Genomic DNA, 26377 nt, shown 5'->3' with positions numbered 1-26377 from the left:
CGTCCAGCAGAGCCGGATGCACCCCGAACGAACCCGCGCTCGAGGTCGCCTGCTCCGGCAGGGCGACTTCGGCGAAGATCTCCCCATCGCGCTGCCACGCGGACCGCAGCCCCTGGAACACCGGACCGTAGCCCAGCCCCCGAGTGGCCAGTTCGTCGTACAGCCCGTCCAGCTCGATCGCCGTCGCACCCTGCGGGGGCCACACGGACGCGTCGAACGGCACCGCGGCCCGCCCGCCCGTGGCGAGCGTGCCGGTGGCGTGCCGCACCCACGGCACATCGTCGACGGCCGACGCCGACCGGGAATAGACGTTCACCGCACGCCGGCCACTCTCCTCCGGCGCACCCACCGCGATCTGCACCACGACCGCGTCATCCTCGCCCAGCACCAGCGGCGCCGCCAGCGTCAGCTCCTCCACCACGTCACAGTCGACCTGGTCACCGGCCCGCACCGCCAGCTCCAGGAACCCGGTCCCCGGGAAGATCACCATCCCGGCCACCGTGTGATCGGCGAGCCACGGATGCGACGAGAGCGACAACCGGCCCGTCAGCACCACCCCGTTGGAGTCGGCCAGACCCATCGCCGCGCCCAGCAGCGGATGATCCGTCGCTGCCAGCCCGGCCGCGGCCACATTCCCCGCACCGGAACCGGTGCTCTCGGGCCAGAACCACTGGTGCTGGAAGGCGTACGTCGGCAGATCCACCCGGCGACCGCCCGGCAGCACCTGCAGCCAATCCACCGTCACACCACGCACGAACAGCTCCGCCGCCGAGACCAGCACCCGCTCCAGGCCACCCTCGTCACGGCGCAGCGTCCCGGCGATCACGGCCTCCACCTCGGCCGCGTCCACACACTCACCAACCCCGACCGTCAGCACCGGATGCGGACTCACCTCGACAAACACCCGATACCGCTGCTCCAGCAACTGCCCGACCGCCGGAGCGAAGCCCACCGTGCGCCGCAGGTTCTCACACCAGTACCCGCCATCGAGCTCCTGGCCCTCCACCCACTGGCCGGTCACGGTCGACAGCATCGGCACCCGCACCGAACCCGGAGTCACCTCCGCCAGCACCCCGGCCAGCTCCTCGGCGATCAGATCCACCTGCGCCGAATGCGAGGCGTAATCCACCGCGATCCGCCGCACCCGAACATTCTCAGCCGACAACCGCTCGACCAGCTCCTCGACCGCCGCGACCTCACCGGCCACCACCACCGAGTTCGGACCGTTCACCGCCGCCACCGACACCCCCTCGATCAAAGCGGCCTCAACCCGCTCGACCGGCAGCGCCACCGACGCCATCGCCCCCAACCCCGCCAACCGCTCACCGATCAACCGGCTCCGCAACGCCACCACCCGGGCGCCATCGGACAACGACAACCCGCCGGCCACCACCGCCGCCGCGATCTCCCCCTGCGAATGGCCCACCACCGCGTCCGCACGAACGCCCAGCGACTCCCACACCGCCGCCAACGACACCATCACCGCGAACGACACCGGCTGCACCACATCCACCCGATCCAGCCCCGGCGCACCCTCCACCTGACGCACCACATCCAGCAGCGACCACTCCACAAACGGCTCCAACGCCGCCGCACACTCCGCCATCCGAGCCGCGAACACCGCCGACTCCTCCAGCAGAGCCGCACCCATCCCCACCCACTGCGCCCCCTGACCCGGGAACACCCACACCGACTTCCCGTCGACGTCGGCCACACCCTCGACCACACCACCGGGCACCGGCTCACCCGAAGCCACCGCCCCCAACCCCGCCAGCAACCCCTCACGATCCCCGCCGACCACCACCGCACGGTGCTCGAACACCGACCGCGACGCCACCAGCGAGAACGCCACATCGGTCAGCGCGGCATCGCGACCCTGCAGGTGCGAGACCAGCCGCCCCGCCTGGGCCCGCAGCGCCTCACCCGTACGACCCGACACCACCAGCGGAACCGCGGGCGGCTCTGTCTCCGCACCGGGCAGCACGCCACCGTCCTGCGGACGGGCCACCGTCGCGGCCTCGGGCTGCTCGATGATCACGTGCGCGTTGGTGCCGCTGATCCCGAACGACGACACACCCGCCCGGCGCGGACGACCCGTCTGAGGCCACTCGACCTGCTCGGTCAGCAGCTCCACCGAGCCAGAGGCCCAGTCCACATGCGACGACGGCTCGTCCACGTGCAGCGTCCTGGGCAGCACCCCGTGCCGCATCGCCATGATCATCTTGATCACACCGGCCGCACCCGCCGCCGCCTGGGTGTGACCGAGGTTCGACTTGATCGACCCCAGCAGCAGCGGACGGTCCTCGTCCCGATCCTGACCGTAGGTCGCCAGCAGCGCCTGCGCCTCGATCGGGTCGCCCAGCGTCGTACCCGTACCGTGGCCCTCGACCGCGTCCACCTCGTTCGGCGACAACCTCGCCCCGGCGAGCGCCTGACGGATGACGCGCCGCTGCGAGGGACCGTTCGGCGCCGTCAGACCATTCGACGCACCGTCCTGGTTCACCGCCGAACCCCGCACCACCGCCAGCACCTCGTGCCCGTTGCGGCGCGCGTCCGACAGCCGCTCAAGCACCAGCATGCCCACACCCTCGGACCAGCCCGCGCCGTCGGCCGCGTCCGAGTACGACTTGCACCGTCCGTCGCCGGCGAGGCCGCCCTGACCGGTGAAGTCGATGAACGGGCTCGGAGTGGCCATCACGGTCACGCCGCCGGCCAGCGCCAGCGAGCAGTCACCGCCGCGCAGCGCCTGCGCGGCCAGGTGCATCGCCACCAGCGACGACGAACACGCGGTGTCCACCGTCACCGCCGGGCCCTCCAGGCCCAGCGTGTAGGAGATGCGGCCGGTCGCGACACTGCCCGCGGTGCCGGTACCCATGAAGCCCACCACGTCCGCCGGGAACGGCATGCTGGTCGCGTAGTCGTGGTACATGACCCCGGCGAACACGCCGGTACGGCTGCCGCGCAGCGAGGTCGGGTCGATCCCGGTGCGCTCGATCGCCTCCCAGGTGGTCTCCAGCAGCAGCCGCTGCTGCGGGTCCATCGCGAGCGCCTCACGCGGTGAGATCCCGAAGAAGCCGGGATCGAACTCTCCCGCCTCGTGCAGGAAGCCGCCCGCTTCCACGTAGTTCACGGCCCGGCTCTCGGTGCTCCCCTCAAGGGGTCCGCGACTCCAGCCGCGCGTCGTCGGGAAGGGGGTGATCGCGTCCCCGCCCTCGCTGACCAGGCGCCACAGGTCCTCCGGCGAGGTGACCCCGCCCGGGTAGCGGCAGGCCATGCCCACGATCACGATCGGGTCGTCCGCGACCGGCACCACCGACACGGGGATGACCACGTCGGCGTCCTCGCCGAGCAGTTCGGACAGCAGGAACTCCGCCAGCGTGGCCGGTGTCGGGTAGTCGAACACCAGGGTGGCCGGCAGGCGCAGCCCGCTCACCGTGTTCAGCCGGTTGCGCAGTTCGACGGCGGTGAGGGAGTCGAAGCCCAGCTCGCGGAACTCCCTGCGCACCTCCACGGTCTCCGGCGACGCGTGCCCGAGCACGACCGCCACCTCGGTGCGCACCAGATCCAGCAGGACCTCGGTGCGCTCCGCCAGGCCCAGCGGGGCGAGCCGCTGCAGCAGCGTCGCGGCCACCACCGAGCCCGACGCCGCCGACCGGCGCCCGCCCCGTACCAAACCGCGCAGCAGCGCCGGCACGTCACCCTGCGTCCGCAGCGACGGCAGGTGCAGCCGGACGGGAACCAGAACCGCCTGCTCAAGCGCGACGGCGGCCTCGAACAAGGCCAGGCCCTGCTCCAGCGACAGCGACGGCATCCCCGCCCGCGCCATCCTGCGCATGTCGGTGTCGTCCAGCGTGCTGGTCATTCCGACGTCCTGGGTCCAGGCACCCCAGGCCAGCGAGAGCGCGGGCAGCCCTTCGGCCCGCCGGTGCTGGGCCAGCGCGTCCAGGAAGACGTTGGCTGCGGCGTAGTTGCCCTGTCCCGCGTTGCCCATCACCCCGGCCAGCGAGGAGAACAGCACGAACGCCGCCAGGTCCAGGCCCCGGGTCAGCTCGTGCAGGTGCCAGGCCGCGTCCACCTTCGGCCGCAGCACTCCTGCCAGCCGCTCCGGCGTCAACGAGGTGATCATGCCGTCGTCCAGCACACCCGCGGTGTGGATCACCGCGGTCAACGGGTGCTCGGCCGGCACCTCTGCCAGCAGCGCCGCCACCGCGTCCCGATCGGCCATGTCGCACGCCGCGATCGTGACCTCGACGCCGTGCGCGATCAGCTCCGCCTGCAACTCCACCGCACCGGGAGCGTCCAGGCCTCGACGGCTGGTCAGCAGCAGGTGCCGCACCCCGCGTTCGGCCACCACGTGCCGCGCGAACTGCGCTCCCAGACCACCGGTACCACCGGTGATCAGCACCGTGCCGTCCGGGTCCCAGGGCTGTCCGGCCTCATCGGCCGGTGCCACCCGCGCCAGGCGCGGGACCCGCACCCCGCCCTCACGGACCGCCGCCTGCGGCTCGCCGGAGGCCAGCACTCCGGCCAGTACGGACGAGGACGGCTCGTCGTCGACGTCGACCAGGACGAAGCGGCCCGGGTCCTCCCACTGGGCCGACCGCACCAGCCCCCACACCGCGGCGGCCGCCAGGTCCGCGACGGTCTCGCCCTCGCTCGTCGTGACGGCGCCCCTGGTCACGAAGACCAGCCGGGAGCGGCGGCAGCGGTCGTCGGCCGACCATGCCTGCAGCAGGCCCAGCGCCGCGGCGGTCAACTCGTGAACCCCGGCGACCACGTCGCCCTGCTCGGTGGAACCGGCCGCGACGGTCACCGTCTCCGGGACGGTCTCCAGCGCCGCCAGCGCCGCCGCCGGATCCGACGCCAGATCCAGGACGGGCTCGACCGGGTCGAGCCCGGCGCCGTCCTCCGTCGTCGTCTCGGACGACGCCGTCCAGGTCAGCCGGAACAGCGAGTCCCGGTACAGGTCGCCGCCGCCGACGGTCAGTTGGTCGGCCGCGACCGGTCGCAGCACCAGGGAACGCGCCGACAGCACCGGTTCCCCCGCGCCGTCCACCGCGACCACCGAGACCGCGTCACCACCGGTCCTGGCCACCCGCACCCGCAGCACCGACGCGCCACCGGCGTGCAGGCACACCTCACCCCAGGAGAACGGCATCCGGCCGCTCTCGGAGTCGTCCAGGCCGACGAAACTCACCGAGTGCAGCGCCGCGTCCAGCAGCGCGGGATGCATCCCGAACGAACCCGCACTCGACTGCGCCTGCTCGGGCAGGACGACCTCGGCGTACACCGCGCCGTCCGTGCCCCGCCAGGCCGCGCCCAGTCCCTGGAACACCGGCCCGTAGTGGAACCCGCCCGCGGCGAACCGGTCGTAGAGGTCGTCCAGCTGGATGGCCGTCGCGTCACGCGGCGGCCACACCGCCGCGTCGAAGCCGGCCGCGATGTCGGCGAGCGAGCGAGAGCGGCCGTCGGCCACGGCCAGTACGCCGGTGGCGTGCCGCACCCACGGCTCGTCGTCGGCGGCCTCGGCCGGGCGGGCGTAGACGCTCAGGTTGCGGCGGCCGGACTCCGCCGCCGCGCCCACCCATACCTGCACCGCGACGGCGTCCCGCTCGCCCAGCATCAGCGGCGCGGTGAGGGTGAGCTCCTCGACCAGGTCGCAGCCGACCTGGTCACCGGCACGGATCGCCAGCTCGAGGAACCCGGTACCCGGGAAGATCACCGTTCCGGCCACCGCGTGGTCGGCCAGCCACGGATGTGTCCGCAGCGACAGCCTGCCGGTGAGCAGGACTCCGGCCGAGTCGGCCAGGCCGACCGCGGCGCCCAGCAGCGGGTGTCCCGCGGAGGCCAGGCCAGCCGCCGCCACGTTCCCCGGCTGGGAGCCGACCGCGTCGGGCCAGAACCGCTGACGCTGGAACGCGTACGTCGGCAGGTCGATCCGATGCCCGCCCCGGAGCACCGCCCGCCAGTCCACCGGTACTCCGCGCACGTGCAGCTCGGCCAGGGCCGTCATGATCGACGACTGCTCGTCGCGGTCGCCGCGGAGCACCGGCGCGAGTACCGCGTCGGCGCCGGAGAGCTGGGCGGGCGAGTCCTGGGCGGTGAGCTCGGCCAGGGTGTCGGCGGCCATCGCGGTGAGCACCCCGTCCGGCCCGAGTTCCACGTAGGCCGTGACACCCTGCCGGTGCAGCGTGCGCACCCCGTCGGCGAAGCGCACCGCGCTCCGCACCTGCTCCACCCAGTAGTCCGGCGAGCACAGCCGCTCGGCCGTGGCCATCTCACCGGTCACCGTGGACACGATCGGAATCCGTGGCGCGCTGAAGGTCAGCGTCCGGGCCAGCGCGCGGAAGTCCTCCAGCATCGGGTCCATCAGCGGCGAGTGGAAGGCGTGCGACACCCGCAGCCGCCGGGTCTTGACCGCCCGCTTCTCCAGTGCGGCCACGACCTCGAGAACGGCCCGCTCATCCCCGGAGATCACCACGGACGCCGGGCCGTTCACGGCCGCGATCGACACCTCGGTCTCACGCCCGGTCAGCAGCTCGGCGATCTCCTCTTCCGAGGCCCGCACCGCCACCATCGCCCCGCCGGCGGGCAGCGCCTGCATCAACCGGCCGCGCGCCGCCACCAGCGCGCAGGCGTCCGGCAGGGACAGCACCCCGGCCACGTGCGCCGCGGTGATCTCGCCGATCGAGTGTCCCGCCATGATCTCGGGGCGGACTCCCCACGACTCGACGAGCCGGAACAGCGCCGTCTCCACCGCGAACAGCGCGGGCTGCGCCCACCCGGTCTGGTCGAGCGCCTCCGCCTGCGCCGACCCCGGCTCGGCGAACACCACCTCACGCAGCGACCCGTCAAGCAGCGGGTCCAGCTCGGCGATCACCTCGTCCAGCGCCGTCGCGAACACCGGGAACCGGTCGTACAGCTCACGGCCCATCCCGGCCCGCTGGCTGCCCTGACCCGTGAACAGCACCGCCGGCTTCGATTCGGCCGCGGCCGACCCCCGCAGCACGCCCGCACCGGACCGGCCTTCCGCCAGTGCCCGCAGGCCGGCGCCCAGACCTTCGAGGTCGGTGGCCAGCACGGCCGCCCGGTACTCGAACGCCGAGCGCGTGGTGGCCGTCGAGTACGCCACGTCGGCCAGACGCAGACCGGGCTCGTCGTCCACGTACGCCGTGAGCCGCTCGGCCTGTGCCCGCAGCGCCTCCGCCGACCGGCCGGAGACCAGGACCGGGACGGCGCCGTCCGACACGGGCGGGCGGTTCTCGGACTCCGTGCCCTCGGACTTCGCGTCCCGCTCTTCCGGCCGTTCGATGATCACGTGCGCATTGGTGCCGCTGATGCCGAACGACGACACCGCCGCCCGGCGGGGGTGGTCGGCCGAGGGCCACTCGGCCGGCTCGGTCAGCAGCTCTATCGCGCCCGAGGTCCAGTCCACGTGCGAGGACGGCTCGTCCACATGCAACGTCCTGGGCAGCACGCCGTGCCGCATCGCCATGACCATCTTGATCACACCGGCCACGCCGGAGGCCGCCTGGGTGTGACCGATGTTCGACTTCAGTGATCCGAGCAGCAGCGGACGGTCCTCCGGCCGGTCCTGGCCGTAGGTGGCGAGCAGCGCCTGGGCCTCGATCGGGTCGCCCAGCGCGGTGCCCGTGCCGTGGCCCTCGACCGCGTCCACCTCGGCGGGGGTCAGACCGGCACCGGCCAGGGCCTGGCGGATCACCCGCTGCTGCGAGGGGCCGTTCGGCGCCGTCAGACCGTTGGACGCGCCGTCCTGGTTCACCGCGGAACCCCGCAGGACGGCCAGGACCTGGTGGCCGTTGCGTCGCGCGTCGGACAACCGCTCCAGGACCACCATGCCGACGCCCTCGGCCCAGCTGGTGCCGTCGGCGGCGTCGGAGTAGGACTTGCAGCGTCCGTCGGCGGCGAGCCCGCCCTGAGCGCTGAACTCCACGATCCCCATCGGCGTGGCCACCACGGTCACACCGCCGGCCAGGGCCAGCGAACAGTCGCCCGAACGCAGCGCCTGCGCCGCCATGTGCATCGCCACCAGCGACGACGAACACGCGGTGTCCACCGTCACCGCCGGGCCCTCCAGCCCCAGCGTGTAGGACAGCCGGCCCGAGGTCACGCTTCCCGCCTGGCCCGTCACCATGAAACCGCGGGCCTCGTCCGACGGGATGTAGCCAGAACCGCTCGCACCGACGTAGACACCGGTGTCGCTGCCCCGCAGCGACAGCGGGTCGATTCCGGCGCGTTCGAACGCCTCCCAGGTGGTTTCCAGCAGGACGCGCTGCTGCGGGTCCATCCCCAGGGCCTCACGCGGCGAGATCCCGAAGAAGCCGGCGTCGAAGTCCGCGGCGTCGGACATGAAGCCGCCGTGGAAGTCCAGCTCGCCGTTCACCTGCCAGCCCCGGTCGACCGGCAGCGGGGAGATGGCGTCGCGCCCCTCGGTGACGAGCCGCCACAGATCCTCGGGAGAGCGCACCTCACCCGGATAGCGGCAGGCCATCGACACGATCACGATCGGGTCGTCGGCCACCGACGCGATCGCCGTCGGAACGACGACGTCACCGTGCTCACCCAGCAGTTCGGCGAGCAGGAACTCCGCCAGCACCACGGGGGTCGGGTAGTCGAACACCAGGGTGGCGGGCAGCCGCAGCCCGGTGGCGGCGTTGAGCCGGTTGCGCAGTTCGACGGCGGTGAGGGAGTCGAAGCCCAGCTCACGGAACTCCCGCCGCACCTCCACCATCTGCGGAGAGTCGTGTCCCAGCGCCGTGGCGGCCTGGGCTCGGACCAGCTCGGTCACCAGCCGGCCGCGGTCGGCGGGGGGCAGCCCGGCCAGCTGCCGCAGCAGCGCCCCGTCCGCGCCCGACACCGGGGCCGCCGCCGTACGGCGGGTGCCCCGCACCAGCGAGCGCAGCAGCGGCGGCACCTCACCGAACGCCCGCAGCGCCGGCAGGTTGAGCCGGACCGGCGCGACCACCGGCGTGTCGCAGCCCAGGACCGCGTCGAACAGCGCCAGCCCCTCGGCGAAGGAGAAGAGCTGGAATCCCGCGGCCGTCAGCCGGCGCAGGTCCGTCTCGGAGAGCTCTCCGGCCATACCGGCGTCCGCCGCCCACGGCCCCCACACCAGGGACAGGCCCGCCATGCCCTGGGCCCGGCGATGCTGGGCGAGGGCGTCCAGGTAGGCGTTGGCCGCCGCGTAACCGCCCAGTCCCGCGCCGCCGACCAGCCCGGCCATCGAGGAGTACATGACGAAGGCGGTCAGGTCGAGGTCCCGGGTGAGCTCGTGCAGGTGCCAGGCGCCGTCGACCTTGGGCCCGAACACGTTGGCCAGCCGCCGCGCGTCCAGTGACGGGATCATGCCGTCGTCACGGACGCCCGCGGTGTGCACGACCGCGGTGAGCGGGTGCTCCGCCGGCACGCCGGCGAGCAGTTCCGCCACCTGGTCACGGTCGGCCAGGTCGCAGGCGACGACGGTGACCTCGACCCCGTGCGCGATCAGCTCCGCCTGCAACTCCACCGCGCCCGGAGCGTCCAGCCCTCTTCTGCTGGTCAGCAGCAGGTGCCGGACCCCGTGCTCGGCCACCAGATGCCGGGCCAGGTTGCTTCCCAGACCACCCGTACCGCCCGTGATCAGCACGGTGCCTTCGAGGTCCGGCCGTCGCGCGCCGTCCTCCCCCGGGGTCAGGCGGACCAGCCGGGGAACGCGGACCACGTGTTCGCGGATCGCCATCTGGGGCTCGCCGCAGGCCAGCGCCTCGGGCAGTGCCGACAGCCCGGTCTCCTGCTCGTCCACGTCGACCAGTACGAAGCGTCCGGGATTCTCGGCCTGCGCGACGCGTACGAGGCCCCAGACCGCGGCCGCCGCCGGATCCGTGACGATCTCGTCCTCCCCGCCGTCGACCGCACCTCGGGTGACCAGCACCAACCTCGACTCGCTGAACCGGTCGTCGGCCAGCCACTGCCTCAGCAGTTCCAGCACCCGGCCGGTCAGCTCCCGTGCCGCCGACGCCCCGGCCGCCTCGGCGGGCGAGCCGATCTCGACGGTCACGACGTCCGGCACCCGGTCCAGTGCCCCGGGCTCGGCCTGACCCGGCTCGGCCCAGCGCAGTTCGCTCAGCTCCGGACGGCCCGGTTCCGACCAGTCCAGCTCGACACAGTCCAGGCCGGCCACCGCGTCCGTCGGAGAGACGACCGTGGGCGCGACCACCCACTCCAGGGTGAACAGCGCGTCCCGCTCCGGTCCCTGGCCGCCGGAGGCGAGCATCTGGTCCGCGGACACCGGCCGGAACACCAGCGACTCCGCCGTCAGCACCGGCGCGCCCTCGGCGTCCACCGCCGCCAGCGACACCGAACCGCCTCCGGTCTTGACCAGCCGCACCCGCAACGCCGAAGCGCCGTTGGCGTGCAGGCAGACGCCGCTCCAGGAGAACAGCAGCCGCCCCTGGCCCGGCTCCGTCAGATCCATGAACGAGGCGGGCTGCAACGCCGCGTCCAGCAGCGCGGGATGCAGGCCGAACAGACCGACGTCGCCGACCTCCTCCGGCACCTCGACCTCGGCGAAGATCTCCCCGTCGCGCTGCCAGGCCGCCCGCAGTCCCTTGAAGGTGGGTCCGTAGACCACGCCGCCCTCGGCCAGATCGTCGTACAGCCCGTCCAGCGCGATGGGCGCCGCGCCCTCGGGCGGCCAGACGGCCGTGTCGAACCGCGCCGTACGTGCTCCGACCCCCAGCACACCGGCCGCGTGCCGCACCCAGGGCTGGTCCGGTGCGTCGGCGAGCCGCGCGTAGATCGCGATGTTCCTGCGGCCCGTCTCGTCGGACGCGCTCACCACCACCTGGACGGCGACGGCGCCGTCCCGGGTGAGCACCAGCGGGGCGGCCAGGGTGAGCTCCTCCACCCGGTCGCAGCCGACCTGGTCCGCCGCCCTGATCGCCAGTTCGAGGAAGCCGGTGCCGGCGAACAGCGCCGTGTCGGCCACCGCGTGGTCGGCGAGCCAGGGGTGCGCGCGCACCGACATCAGGCCGGTGAGCAGCGCGCCGTCGGAGTCGGCGAGCCCGACCGCGGCGCCCAGCAGCGGATGCCCGGCCGCGACGAGGCCGAGCCCTCGGGCGTCGGCGATCCGCACCCCGCTGGGCCAGTAACGCCGATGCTGGAAGGCGTAGGTCGGCAGGTCGACCCGCCGGCCGCCGGTCAGCACCTGCTGCCAGTCCACCGTCACGCCGCGCACGAACAGCTCGGCCGCCGAGACCAGCACCCTGTCCAGGCCGCCCTCGTCGCGGCGCAGCGTCCCGGCGACCACCGCGGCCACTCCCGCCGCGTCCACGGCCTGCTCGATTCCCAGCGTCAGCAGCGGGTGCGGGCCGACCTCGACGAACACCCGGTACCGCTCTTCCAGCAGCCGCTCGACCGCCGGGGCGAACTCCACCGTCCGCCGCACGTTCTCGTACCAGTAGCCGGCGTCCAGCTCCGTGCCGTCCAGCCACCGCCCGGTCGCCGTCGACAGCATCGCCACCCGCGCCGCACGCGGCGCCACCTCCGCCAGGTCCGCCAGCAGGTCGTCACGGAACCGCTCGACCTGGGGCGAGTGCGCGGCGAAGTCCGCGCCGGCCAGCTGCCAGCGCATGACGCCTCCGGCCGACAGGCGCCGCTCCAGCACCCGCATGGCCTCTCCGTCGCCGGCGACGGTGACCACCCTGGGCCCGTTGACCGCGGCGATCGAGATCCGGTCCAGCAGGCCGTCCTCGGCGAGCGCCGCACGCACCTGCTCCACCGGCGCCATCACCGACAGCATCACCCCGTGCCCGGACAGCCGCTCGGCGATCAGGCGGCTGCGCAGCGCCACCACCCGGGCGCCGTCCTGCAACGACAGGCCACCGGCCACCACCGCCGCCGCGATCTCGCCCTGCGAATGGCCCACCACCGCGTCCGGGTGAACCCCCAGCGACTCCCACACCGCCGCCAGCGACACCATCACCGCGAACGAGACCGGCTGGACCACGTCTGCCCGCTCCAGTGACGGGGCGCCCTCGCTCTGCCGGATCACCTCCAGCAGCGACCAGTCGACGAACGGCTCCAGCGCCGCCGCGCACTCGGCCATCCGAGCCGCGAACACCGCCGACTCCTCCAGCAGGGCGGCGCCCATGCCCGCCCACTGCGCCCCCTGACCGGGGAACACCCACACCGTCAGGCCGTTCACGTCCGCCGCGCCGCGCACCACGCCCGCCGTGGAGTCTCCGGAGACGACCGCCGCCAGCCCTGCCAGCAACTCCTCCCGGTCGCCCCCGACCACCACCGCGCGGTGGTCGAACATCGACCGCGACGACACCAGCGACGAGCCCACGTCCACCGGGTCGAGCTCGCCCCTGGCCCGAACGTGCGCCGCCAACCGCCCGGCCTGCGCCCGTACCGCGTCGGCCGTACGAGCCGAGATCACCCAGGGCAGTACGCCGCCCGCCGGTCCGGCGGGCTCCTCGGCCGCCGGCTCCGCCGCCTCGGGTCCCTGCTCAAGGATCATGTGGGCGTTGGTGCCGCTGATGCCGAACGACGACACCGCCGCCCGGCGGGGGTGACCGTTCCGCGGCCACTCGACCGGCTCGGTCAGCAGCTCCACCGCGCCCGAGGCCCAGTCCACGTGCGAGGACGGCTCGTCCACGTGCAGCGTCCGGGGCAGCATGCCGTGCCGCAGGGCCATCACCATCTTGATCACACCTGCGACGCCCGCGGCGGCCTGGGTATGCCCGATGTTCGACTTCACCGAACCCAGCAGCAGCGGCCGATCCTCCGGCCGGTCCTGGCCGTACGTCGCCAGCAGCGCCTGCGCCTCGATCGGGTCGCCCAGGGCGGTGCCGGTGCCGTGCGCCTCGACCGCGTCCACCTCGTCGGCGGACAGCCCGGCGACGGCCAGGGCCTTGCGGATCACCCGCCGCTGCGAGGGGCCGTTCGGCGCGGTCAGACCGTTGGACGCGCCGTCCTGGTTGATCGCCGACCCGCGAACGATCGCGAGCACCTGGTGGCCGTTACGCTGGGCGTCCGACAGCCGCTCCAGCATCACCAGGCCGACGCCCTCGGACCATCCGATGCCGTTCGCCGAGTCGGAGAACGCCTTGCAGCGGGCGTCCGGTGCGAGGCCGCCCTGCTCACCGAGCTCTCCGAACGCCGCGAGCGTCGATATGACGGTGACGCCACCGGCCACCGCGAGCGAGCACTCCCCGTTGCGCAGGGCCTGTGCCGCCATGTGGATGGTCACCAGCGACGACGAGCACGCGGTGTCCACCGTCACCGCCGGACCCTCCAGGCCCAGGGTGTAGGAGATCCGGCCGGAGGCCACACTGGCCAGCTGCCCGGTCATGATGTGACCGCGAGACTCCTCCCCCGGCATGTAGCCCGAGCCGACGGAACCGATGAAGACGCCGGTGTCGCTGCCGCGCAACGAGTCCGGGTCGATGCCCGCGTTCTCCAGGACCTCCCAGGCCGCCTCCAGCAGCAGCCGCTGCTGCGGGTCCATCGCGAGCGCCTCACGTGGCGAGATCCGGAAGAACTCCGCGTCGAACTCGGGCGCGTCGAAGACGAATCCGCCCTTCAGGTCGATGTCACCGTGGGTCTGCCAGCCTCTGTCGGTCGGCAGCGGGGTGATGGCGTCCTGTCCCTCGATGACCAGCCGCCACAGGTCGTCCGGGGAGTTCACCCCTCCGGGGTAGCGGCAGGCCATCGAGACGATCGCGATCGGGTCGTCTCCGACCGAGACCGTGGCCACCGGCAGGATGGCGTCGCCGTGCGCGCCGAGCACCTCGCTCAGCAGATACTCTCCCAGCGCGGTGGGGGTGGGGTAGTCGAAGACGAGGGTGGAGGGCAGCCGCAGCCCGGTGGCGGTGTTGAGGCGGTTGCGCAGTTCGATCGCGGTCAGCGAGTCGAAGCCCAGCTCGCGGAACTCCCGCCTGACGTCCACCGCCTCCAGCGAGGGGTACCCGAGGACGGCCGCGGCCTGGGTGCGGACCAGGTCGGTCACGAACCGGGTCCGCTCGGCCTGCGTCAACCCGGCCAACTGCCGCAACAGGGTGCCCTCACCCAGGACGGGCGCCGATGCCGCCGTACGGCGGGTGCCGCGCACCAGGCCGCGCAGCAGCGGCGGCACCAGCTGAGCGGGCATCGCCGGTACGTTCAGCCGCACCGGGACCACCAGCGGCGCATCCGAGTCGATGGCGGCGTCGAACAGCTCCAGCCCCTGCTCGGTGGTGATCGGCGGCAGCCCGGCGGCGGTCATCCGCTGCACGTCGGCCTGCGACATGGCCCCGGTCATCCCGGTGGCCTGCGCCCACAAACCCCAGGCCAGCGACAGCCCCGGCAGTCCCTGCGCCCGGCGCCGCGCCATCAACGCGTCCAGCCAGGCGTTCGCCGCCGCGTAGTTGCCCTGACCCGCGCCGCCCATCAGCCCGGCGAGCGAGGAGAACACCACGAACCCGGCCAGATCCATGCCCTCGGTCAGCTCGTGCAGATGCCACGCCGCGTCGACCTTCGGCCGCAGCACCGCATCCAGCCGCTCCGGCGTGAGCGAGGCGATCGTGCCGTCGTCCAGCACACCGGCCGCGTGGATCACCGCGGTCAGCGGATGCTCCTCCGACACCCCGGCCAGCAGACCGGCCACCGCGTCCCGGTCGGCCATGTCGCACGCGGCGACCGTGACCTCGACCCCGTGCGCGATCAACTCCGCCTGCAACTCCACCGCACCCGGAGCCTCCAGACCCCGGCGGCTGACCAGCAGCAGATGACGCATCCCGTGCTCGGCCACCAGATGCCGGGCCACCTCCGCACCCAGACCACCCGTACCGCCAGTGATCAACACCGTGCCCTGCGCGTCCCAGACCCGGGGCATCGTCAGCACGAGCTTGCCGGTGTGCCTGGCCTGGCTCATGAACCGGAACGCCTCCCGGCCCCGCCGCACATCCCACGCCGTCACCGGCAACGGCCGCAACTCACCCGCCGCGAACAACTCCATCAACTCGGCCAGGATCTGCCGCAACCGCTCGGGCCCGGCGTCCAGCACGTCGAACCAGTGGTACTCCAGGCCGGGGAACTGCTCCTGGTCACGGATGTCGAGCTTGCCCATCTCCACGAACCGGCCACCGGGGCGCAGCAGACGTGCCGAGGCGTCGATGAACTCACCCGTCAACGAGTTGAGCACCACATCGATACCCCGCTCACCGCACACAGCGCGGAAACGCTCCTCGAACTCCAGGGTGCGCGAGGAGGCGATGTGATCGTCCGGGATGCCCATCGACCGCAGCACATCCCACTTCGCCGGACTCGCGGTCGCGAAGACTTCCACCCCGAGCCGCTGCGCCAGCTGGATCGCCGCCATCCCGGTCCCACCGGTGCCCGCGTGCACCAGCAGCGACTCGCCCTCGCGCAACCCGGCCAGATCCATCAGCCCGTAGTAGGTGGTGAGGAACGAGACCGGGATCGTCGCGGCCTCCTCGAAGGAGACCCCGTCGGGGATCCTGGTCACCCCGCCGGCACCGGTGACCACCACCGGGCCGAAACCGCCCTCGGTGAGGCCGACCACGCGGTCACCCACGCGCAGGTCCTCCACCCCGGGACCGACCTCGACCACCACACCGGCGGCCTCGCCACCCATCAGGCCGACCTTGTCCTGGAACCACCCCAGCGCGTTCAACCCGTCCAGCAGGTCACGGAAGTTCACCCCCGCCGCACGCACCGCCACCCGAACCTGACCGGCCTCCAACGGCTCGCTCGCCTGCGGGAACGGCAGCAACTCCAACGCGTCCAGGCTGCCCTTGGCCCGGCTGCCCAACCGCCACGGCGTACCCGACGGAGGCAACAGACCCGCACCCGAGGTCAGCGACGCCAACCTCGGCACCCGCACCCCACCCTCACGCACCGCCACCTGCGGCTCACCGGAAGCCAGCACCCCGCTCAGCAGTGCGGGAAGCACGGGAAGCGCAACCCTCGGCGCATCGGGCGAGGTCTCATCCGCAGCCGGGTCCGGATACTCGTCTCCGTACTCACCATGGCGCAGATCGACCAGCGCGAACCGGCCCGGGTTCTCCGACTGCGCACTACGCACCAGGCCCCACACGGCAGCTGCCGCCAGATCGGAGACCGTCTCATCGTCACCGGCCGCGACCGCGCCCCGGGTGACGAACACCAGACGCGAATCGCCGAACCGCTCGTCGGCCAGCCACCCCTGCAACAGAGCCAGCACCCCGGCCGTCACCGCACGCGCCGAGGCCACCGCGTCCCCGGCGGAATCGGCCACCACCTCGGCCAGCACCGTCCCCGGCACCGGCCCCGCCTCGCCCAATGCCGGCAGATCACGGTGAACCGGCACCGAGTGCCCGGCCGACTCCCACATCGCCACGAGGCCCAGGGCGTCCGGCTCGAACCCGGAGAAACCGACCACCGCCACCGGCGCAGGGTCAGCCACCGAAATCTCGGAAAGCGGCGTCCAGTCCAGCCGGAACAGCCCATCCCGCTCCGCCACCTGACCGCCGCCGACGGCGAGCTGATCAGGCGTGAACGGGCGCAGCACCAGCGACCGCGCCGACAGCACCGGCTCGCCCGCGGCGTCCACCGCCGTCAGCGACACGGCGTCATCACCCGTCCGGAGCAGTCGCACGCGCAGCATCGCCGCTCCGGTGGCCTGCAGGTTCACCTGCCCCCAGGAGAACGGCAACCGGCCGCCCTCGACCGGCTCCAGCCCGACGAACGGCACCGCGTGCAGCGCCGCGTCCAGCAGCGCCGGATGCACCCCGAACGAACCCGCGCTCGACGCCGTCTGCTCGGGCAGCGCGACCTCGGCGAACACCTCACCATCGGCACCACGCCAGGCCGCCCGCAGCCCCTGGAACACCGGGCCGTACTCGAACCCGCCCGCGGCCAGCCCTTCGTACGCCCCGTCCAGCCCGATCGCGGTCGCGCCGGCCGGAGGCCAGACCGTCGCGTCGAACGGCCCGGCATCGGGAGCACCGGTGGCCGGGGCGCCGACGGCCAGCGTGCCGGTGGCGTGCCGCACCCACGGCACGTCGTCGGCGGCCTGCGCCGACCGGGCGTAGACGTTCACGCTCCGGTGGCCCGTCTCCTGCGCGGCCCCCACCCACACCTGCACCGCGACGGCATCGGTCTCACCCAGCACCAGCGGCGCCGTCAGAGTGAGCTCCTCCACCAGGTCACAACCGACCTGGTCACCGGCCCGCACCGCCAGCTCAAGGAAACCGGTACCCGGGAAGATCACCGTCCCGGCCACCGCGTGATCGGCCAGCCACGGATGCGACGAGAGCGACAACCGCCCGGTCAGCAGCACACCGTTGGAGTCGGCCAGGCCCACGGCGGCGCCCAGCAGCGGATGCCCCGCCACCGCCAGCCCCGCCGCGGCCACATTCCCCACCTGGGAACCCGCTCCCACCGGCCAGAACCGCTCATGCTGGAAGGCGTAGGTGGGCAGATCCACCCTGCGGCCGCCGGTCAGCACCTGCTGCCAGTCGACCGTCACGCCACGGACGAACAGCTCGGCCGCCGACGTCAGCACCCGCTCCAGGCCGCCCTCGTCACGGCGCAGCGTCCCGGCGATCACGGCCTCCACCTCAGCCGCGTCCACGCACTCGCCGACCCCGACGGTGAGCACCGGATGCGAGCTCACCTCGACGAACACCCGATACCGCTGCTCCAGCAACTGCCCGACCGCCGGAGCGAAGCCCACCGTGCGCCGCAGGTTCTCACACCAGTACCCGCCATCGAGCTCCTGGCCCTCCAGCCACTGACCGGTCACCGTCGACAACATCGGCACCCGCACCGGCTGCGGCGCCACCCCCGCCAGCACCCCGGCCAGCTCCTCGGCGATCAGATCCACCTGCGCCGAATGCGAGGCGTAATCCACCGCGATCCGCCGCACCCGCACCTCTTCAGTGCCCAGTTGCTCGACCAACTCCTCAACGGCCGCGACCTCACCGGCCACCACCACCGAACTGGGGCCGTTGACCGCCGCCACCGAGATCCGCCCGTCCCACGCCGCCACCCGCTCGGTGACCTGCTCGACCGGGAGCGCGACCGACGCCATCGCCCCCAACCCCGCCAGCCCGCGCCCGATCACCTGACTGCGCAACGCCACCACCCGCGCACCGTCCTGCAACGACAGGCCACCGGCCACCACCGCCGCCGCGATCTCCCCCTGCGAATGACCCACCACCGCATCCGCACGAACCCCCAACGACTCCCACACCGCCGCCAACGACACCATCACCGCGAACGAGACCGGCTGCACCACATCCACCCGATCCAGCCCCGGAGCACCCTCCACACCCCGGACCACATCCAGCAGCGACCACTCCACGAACGGCTCCAACGCCGCCGCACACTCGGCCATCCGAGCCGCGAACACCGCCGACTCCTCCAACAGAGCCGCACCCATCCCCACCCACTGCGCCCCCTGACCCGGGAACACCCACACCGACTTCCCAACCACATCGGCCACCCCGGACACCACACCCGCCGTGGGCTCACCCGAAGCCACCGCCGCCAGCCCCGCCAGCAAACCCTCACGATCCCCGCCGACCACCACCGCACGGTGCTCGAACACCGACCGCGACACCACCAGCGACGACCCCACATCCACCGGGTCAAGCTCGTCGGCCGTCTCCACCAGCGCACCCAGACGGCTCGCCTGCTCGCGCAACGCCTCAGAGGTCCTCGCCGACACCACCCACGGCACCGCACCCGGCGCCTGTCCCTGGTCACGCGACTCCCGCTCAGGAGCCTCCGGCCCCTGTTCCAAGATCACGTGCGCGTTGGTGCCGCTGATCCCGAACGACGACACACCCGCCCGGCGCGGACGATCCGTCTGAGGCCACTCGACCTGCTCGGTCAGCAGCTCCACCGCACCCGCCGACCAGTCCACGTGCGAGGACGGCGTGTCCACGTGCAACGTCCTGGGCAGCACCCCATGGCGCATCGCCATGACCATCTTGATCACACCGGCCACACCCGCGGCCGCCTGGGCGTGACCGAGGTTCGACTTGATCGATCCCAGCAGCAGCGGCCGATCCTCGTCCCGATCCTGACCGTAGGTCGCCAGCAACGCCTGCGCCTCGATCGGGTCACCCAGCGTCGTCCCCGTACCGTGGCCCTCGACCGCGTCCACCTCGGACACCGAGAGCCCGGCCCCGGCCAGCGCCTGACGGATCACCCGCTGCTGGGAGGGACCGTTCGGCGCCGTCAACCCGTTCGACGCGCCGTCCTGGTTCACCGCCGAACCCCGCACCACCGCCAGCACCTGGTGGCCGTTGCGGCGGGCATCCGACAGCCGCTCCAGCACCAGCATGCCCACACCCTCGGACCAGTTGACCCCGTCGGCCGCATCCGAATACGACTTGCACCGGCCGTCACCGGCCAGCCCGCCCTGGGCACTGAAGTCGATGAACGGTCCCGGGTTGGCCATCACGGTCACACCGCCGGCCAGCGCCAGCGAGCAGTCACCGCTCCGCAGCGCCTGCGATGCCAGATGCAACGCCACCAGCGAGGAGGAGCACGCGGTGTCCACCGTCACCGCCGGGCCCTCCAGCCCGAAGGTGTAGGAAAGGCGACCGGTCGCCACGCTTCCGGCGGTGCCGGTGCCGACGAACCCCATCACCTCCGGCGGGAACGACACGCTGGTCGCGTAGTCGTGGTACATGACCCCGGCGAACACGCCGGTACGGCTGCCGCGCAGCGACGCCGGGTCGATCCCGGTCCGCTCGATCGCCTCCCACGACGTCTCCAGCAGCAACCGCTGCTGCGGGTCCATCGCCAGCGCCTCACGCGGCGAGATCCCGAAGAACCCGGGGTCGAACTCCCCGGCCTCGTGCAGGAAGCCGCCCTCACGCACGTAACTGGTGCCCCGGTTCTCCCGATCGGGGCTGTAGAACGCCGCCGGATCCCAGCCACGCGTGGTCGGGAACGGTGAGATCGCGTCCGCGCCCTCGGTGACCAGTCGCCACAGGTCCTCCGGAGAGGTGACTCCGCCCGGATAGCGGCACGCCATGCCCACGATCACGATGGGGTCGTCGGCCACCGGCCGGACCGCGCTGGGAGCCACCACGTCCGCGTGCTCGCCGAGCAACTCGGCCAGCAGGAACTCCGCCAGCACGGCCGGCGTCGGGTAGTCGAACACCAGCGTGGCCGGCAACCGCAACCCGGTCGTGCCGTTCAGCCGGTTGCGAAGGTCCACCGAGGTCAACGAGTCGAACCCCAGCTCGCGGAACTCCCGCCGCACCTCCACCGTCTCCGGCGAGACGTGCCCCAGCACCAGGGCCACCTCGGTACGTACCAGGTCCACCAGGACCTCGGCGCGTTCGGCCACCGTGAGCGGAGCCAGTCGCTGGAGCAGCGTGCTGGCCGCCTCCGACCTCCCCGCGGCGGACCGGCGCCTTCCCCGCACCAGCTTGCGCAGCAGCGGCGGAACCTCGCCCTGCGCGCGGAGCACCGGCAGATCCAGCCGGACCGGGGCCACGACCGGTTCGCCGGAACGGATCGCCGCCTCGAACAGGGCGACGCCCTGCTCCGGTGCGATCGGTGGCGTGCCGGCACGGGCCAGCCGCTCCATGTCGCCGTCGCTCAGGGTGCCGGTCATCCCACTGTCCTGAGCCCACGCACCCCAGACCAGTGACAACCCGGCCAGCCCGGCGGCCCCACGGTGCTGAGCCAGCGCGTCGAGGAACGAGTTCGCCGCGGCGTAGTTGCCCTGCCCGGGAGCTCCGATCACACCCGCCACTGACGAGAACATGACGAACTCGGCCAGATCCAGGCCCTGGGTGAGCTCGTGCAGATGCCAGGCGGCGTCCACCTTCGGCCGCAGCACCGCATCCAGCCGCTCCGGTGTCAGCGAGAGAATGGTCCCGTCGTCCAGCACACCGGCGGTGTGGATCACCGCGGTCAGCGGATGATCGGCATCGATCCCGGCCAGCAGGTCCTCGACCTGACCTCGGTCGGTCACATCGCAGGCGGCGACCGTGACCTCGACTCCGTGCGCGATCAGCTCGGCCTGCAGCTCCACCGCGCCCGGAGCCTCCAGACCCCGGCGGCTGACCAGCAAAAGGCGCCGTACCCCGTGCTCAGCCACCGCATGCCGCGCGAACAACGCGCCCAGACCGCCGGTGCCGCCGGTGATGAGCACCGTGCCCTGCGGGTCCCAGGCCCGGGGCATGGTGAGCACGATCTTGCCGGTGTGCTTGGCCTGGCTCATGAACCGGAACGCCTCCCGGCTCCGGCGCACGTCCCAGGTCGTGACCGGCAACGGCCGCAGCTCACCCGCCGCGAACAGCTCCATCAACTCGGCCAGGATCTGCCGCAGCCGCTCGGGCCCGGCGTCCATCACGTCGAACCAGTGGTACTCCAGCCCCGGGAAGCTCTCCTGGTCGCGGATGTCGAGTTTGCCCAACTCGACGAACCGGCCCCCGGGGCGCAGCAGGCGCGCCGAGGCGTCAATGAACTCACCCGTCAACGAGTTGAGCACCACATCGATACCCCGCTCACCGCACACAGCGCGGAAACGCTCCTCGAACTCCACGCTCCGCGACGACGCGATGTGATCATCCGGAATGCCCATCGCCCGCAGCGCATCCCACTTCGCCGGACTCGCGGTCGCGAAGACCTCCACCCCGAGCCGCTGCGCCAGCTGGATCGCCGCCATCCCGGTCCCACCGGCGCCCGCGTGCACCAGCAGCGACTCACCCTCACGCAAACCGGCCAGATCCATCAGCCCGTAGTAGGTGGTGAGGAACGCCACCGGGATCGTCGCGGCCTGCTCGAACGAGAACCCGTCGGGAATCTTGACCAACCCGCCGGCACCGGCGACCACCACCGGGCCGAAACCACCCTCGACCAGGCCGACCACGCGGTCACCCACTCGCAGGTCCTCGACACCGGGACCGACCTCAAGGACCACTCCGGCGGCCTCGCTGCCCATCAGGCCGACCTTGTCCTGGAACCAGCCGAGTGCGTTCAGACCGTCCAGCAGGTCGCGGAAGTTCACCCCCGCCGCACGCACCGCCACCCGAACCTGCCCGCTCTGCAGCGGCTCGGCCGCCGCCGGAAACGGAAGCAACTCCAGCGCGTCCAGGCTGCCCTTGGCCCGGCTGCCCAACCGCCACGAACCCGCACCGGCCGGAGGCAACAGACCCGCACCCGAGGTCAGCGACACCAGCCTCGGCACCCGCACCCCACCCGCTCGTACCGCCACCTGCGGCTCACCGGAGGCGAACACCATGGGCAGCATCCCGGGCAGAGCCGCCAGCGACTCCTGGTCTTCGTCGATGTCGACCAGCAGGAACCTGCCCGGGTTCTCCGACTGGGCACTGCGCACCAATCCGCACACCGCGGCGGCCGGCAGATCCGACACCACCTCACCGTCTTCGGCGGCGACCGCACCCCGGGTCACGAACACCAGCTGTGAATCGCGATACCGCTCGTCGGCGAGCCACTGGCGCAGCAGGTCGAGAACACGCGTGGTGAGGAGGTGCGTCGCGTCCACCACCGCGCCGGCCCGATCGGAGACCACTTCGGTCACCACGACCCCCGGTGCCCGGTCCGTGTCCCCGAAGGCCGACGGATCCGCGAGGTCGAGCGCGTCGAGGGCGGCCACCGTCACCCTGGGCGCGGGGTCGGCCACCGGTGCCACCCGCGCCGACGGCAGCGCCGTCCACTCCACCCTGAACAGGGGGTCCTGCTCGCTCCGGCGGCCGCCTTCGCCGGTGGTCGCCGCGATCGGGCGCAGTACGAGTGACCGCGCCGTCAGCACCGGTTCACCCGTGACATCGGTCACCGTCAACGAGACGGCGTCGCCCTCGGTCCTGGCCAGTCGTACCCGCAGTGCCGACGCCCCACCGGCGTGCAGGCACACCTCACCCCAGGAGAACGGCAGGCGGGTGCCTTCGGCATCGTCCAGTCCCGCGAAGGTCACCACGTGCAGTGCCGCGTCCAGCAGGGCCGGATGCACGCCGAACGAACCGGCGTCCGACTCAAGCCGGCTCGGCAGGCTCACCTCGGCGAAGATCTCGTCATCATGCCGCCAGGCCGCCCGCAGTCCCTGGAACAGCGGCCCATAGCTCAGTCCGCCCTCGGCGAGCTGCTCGTACAGCCCGTCCAGCTCGATCGCGGACGCGCCCCGGGGCGGCCAGACGTCGGTGTCGAGTCGCTCGGCGACCTGGCCGCCGGCGGCGAGGACACCGACCGCGTGCCGTACCCACGGCTCGTCGTCGTCGGCCGTGGCCGGCCGGGTGTAGATGCTCAGGTCGCGCCGGCCGGACTCCTCGGCGCCCACCCACACCTGCACCGCGACGGTGTCGGTCTCGCCCAGCACCAGCGGCGTCGCCAGGGTGAGCTCCTCCACCAGGTCGCAGCCGACCTGGTCACCGGCTCGGATGGCGAGCTCCAGGAACGCGGTGCCGGGGAAGAGCACCCTTCCGGCCACGACGTGATCGGCCAGCCACGCCTGCGACCGCAACGACAGCTGACCGGTCAGCAGTACGCCGTCCGAGGCGGCGAGCGCCACGGCGGCGCCCAGCAAAGGGTGCCCCGCCGCGGCCAGTCCCAGGTTTCTGGCGTCGCCCATCCGCCGTTCGCGGGGCCAGTACCACTCGTGCTGGAACGGGTAGGTGGGCAGGTCGACCCGGTGCCCGCCCGGCAGCACCGAGCGCCACTCCACCGGCACCCCGTGCACGTGCAGCTCGGCGAGCGCCGTCATCGCCGCCGTGTGCTCGTCGCGGTCCTTACGCAGTACCGGCACGAACACGGCGTCCGGCTCGCGCGCCTCCGCGTCGGTGGCGAGGGTGTCGGCGGCCATCGCGGTGAGCACCCCGTCGGGGCCCAGCTCTAGATACGCCCGCACCCCCTGGCCGTGCAGGGTGCGCACGGCGTCGGAGAAGCGGACCGCGCCACGGACCTGCTCCACCCAGTACTCCGGTGAGCACAGCTGCTCGTCGGTGGCGGGTTCCCCGGTCAGCGTCGAGACCACCGGGATCTGCGGCGGGTCGTAGGTGAGCGTCGCCGCCACCGCCCGGAACTCCTCCAGCATCGGGTCCATCAACGGCGAGTGGAACGCGTGCGACACCCGCAGCCGCTTCGTCCGCACTCCCCGCTCCTCCAGGGCGGCGGCCACCTCCAGCACGGCCTCCTCGGTACCGGAGATCACCACTGACGCGGGGCCGTTCACCGCCGCGACCGACACCTCCTTCTCCCGCCCGGCCAGCAGCTCGACGACCACCTCTTCGGAGGCCCGAACCGACACCATCGCCCCACCGGCAGGAAGCGCCTGCATCAACCGCGCCCTCGCCGCCACCAACGCACACGCGTCCTGCAACGACAGCACACCGGCCACATGAGCCGCCGCGATCTCCCCGACCGAGTGCCCGGCCAGCACATCCGGCGCCACTCCCCAGGACTCCACCAGCCGGAACAACGCGGTCTCCACCGCGAACAGCGCCGGCTGCGCCCACCCGGTCCGATCCAGCAACTCCGCCTGCGCCGACCCCGGCTCGGCGAACAGCACCTCACGCAGCGACCCGTCCAGCAGCGGATCCAGCTCGGCGATCACCGCGTCCAACGCGGTCGCGAACACCGGGAACCGCGCATACAGCTCCCTGCCCATCCCGGCGCGCTGGCTGCCCTGACCGGTGAACAGCACCGCGAGTTCCGGCTGCGCCCCGGCCACCCCGCGCACCACACCCGCACCCGGCAGATCCTCGGCCAGCGCACCCAACCCGGCCAGCACACCCTCACGACCATCGGCCAGCACCACCGCCCGATGCTCGAACGCCGACCGCGTCGTCGCCAGCGAGAACGCCACATCGGCCAGCCCCAGACCGGGCTCACCCTCCAGGAACGACGCCAACCGCCCGGCCTGCGCCCGCAACGCCCCCGCCGTACGACCCGACACCACCACCGGCACCACACCCGCGCCCGCCGGTGCCCGCTCATCCGCGCCCGGCTCGGCGTCAGGAGCTCCCGGCCCCTGTTCGATGATGACGTGCGCGTTCGTGCCGCTGAAACCGAACGACGACACACCCGCCCGCCACGGCCGATCCACCTGGGGCCACGGCCTGCTCTCGGTCAGCAGTTCCACCGCACCGGAGGCCCAGTCCACGTGCGAGGACGGTGCGTCCACGTGCAGCGTCCGAGGCAGCACCCCGTGCCGCATCGCGAGCACCATCTTCATCACACCCGCCACACCGGCGGCCGCCTGCGTGTGACCGATGTTCGACTTCACCGAACCCAGCAGCAGCGGCCGATCCTCCGGCCGGTCCTGGCCGTACGTCGCCAGCAGCGCCTGCGCCTCGATCGGGTCACCCAGCGTGGTGCCGGTACCGTGTGCCTCCACCACGTCCACGTTCGCGGGAGTGAGTCCGGCGCCGGCGAGCGCCTGGCGGATCACCCGCTGCTGGGACGGACCGTTCGGCGCGGTCAACCCGTTGGACGCGCCGTCCTGGTTGATCGCCGAACCCCGCACCACCGCCAGCACCTCGTGGCCGTTGCGCTGGGCGTCCGACAGCCGCTCCAGCACCAGCATGCCGATGCCCTCGGCCCAGCTCGTGCCGTCCGCCGCGTCGGAGAACGCCTTGCACCGCCCGTCACCCGCCAGGCCGCCCTGCGCGCTGAAGTCGATGAACATTCCGGGCGTGGCCATCACGGTCACGCCTCCGGCCAGGGCCAGGTCGCACTCGCCCGAGCGCAGCGCCTGCGCGGCCAGGTGCAGCGCCACCAGCGACGACGAGCAGGCGGTGTCCACCGTCACCGCCGGACCCTCCAGGCCCAGCGTGTAGGCGATACGCCCGGTGGCGATGCTTCCCGCGGTGCCGGTGCTGACGAAGCCCCGCACGTCCAGCGGGAACTCGACGCTCGGACCGTAGTCGTGGTAGATCACACCGGCGAACACGCCCGTGTGGCTGCCGCGCAGCGAGATCGGGTCGATCCCGGCCCGCTCGAAAGCCTCCCAGGAGACCTCAAGAAGCAACCGCTGCTGCGGGTCCATCGCCAGCGCCTCACGCGGCGAGATCCCGAAGAACCCGGGATCGAACACCCCCGCGTCGTGCAGGAAGCCGCCCTCACGCACATAACTGGTCCCCCGGCTCTCCCGGTCCGGGTTGTACACCATCCCGAGGTCCCAGCCACGCGACGTCGGGAACTCCCCGATCCCGTCCCCACCCTCGGCCACAAGACGCCACAGGTCCTCAGGGGAGTTGACATCACCGGGGAAGCGGCACGCCATCGAGACAATCGCGATCGGATCGTGCCTGCCCGACTCGACCTCCTGGAGCCGCCGACGGGTCTCGCGCAGGTCGGCGGCGACCGACTTCAGGTAGTCAACGAGCTTCCGGTCCTGCGACAT

1 protein-coding gene (only partly in view) is annotated in these 26377 nt (G+C 72.5%); it reads right to left on the bottom strand.

Annotated elements, in window-relative coordinates; genetic code table 11:
• Window positions 1-26377, bottom strand: the 5' portion of a protein-coding gene (locus ACFY3V_RS37155) for an SDR family NAD(P)-dependent oxidoreductase (protein WP_389779949.1). Its footprint begins 24212 nt before the window's first position; only the first 26377 of its 50589 coding nucleotides appear in the window; it begins with the start codon at window positions 26375-26377; its stop codon lies beyond the left edge, outside the window.

This window comes from Streptosporangium sp. NPDC000095 (genome assembly GCF_042899335.1).
Lineage (GTDB): Bacteria > Actinomycetota > Actinomycetes > Streptosporangiales > Streptosporangiaceae > Streptosporangium.
Note: the sequence above shows the minus strand (reverse complement) of the source record. Positions and strands in the feature narration are given on the sequence as shown.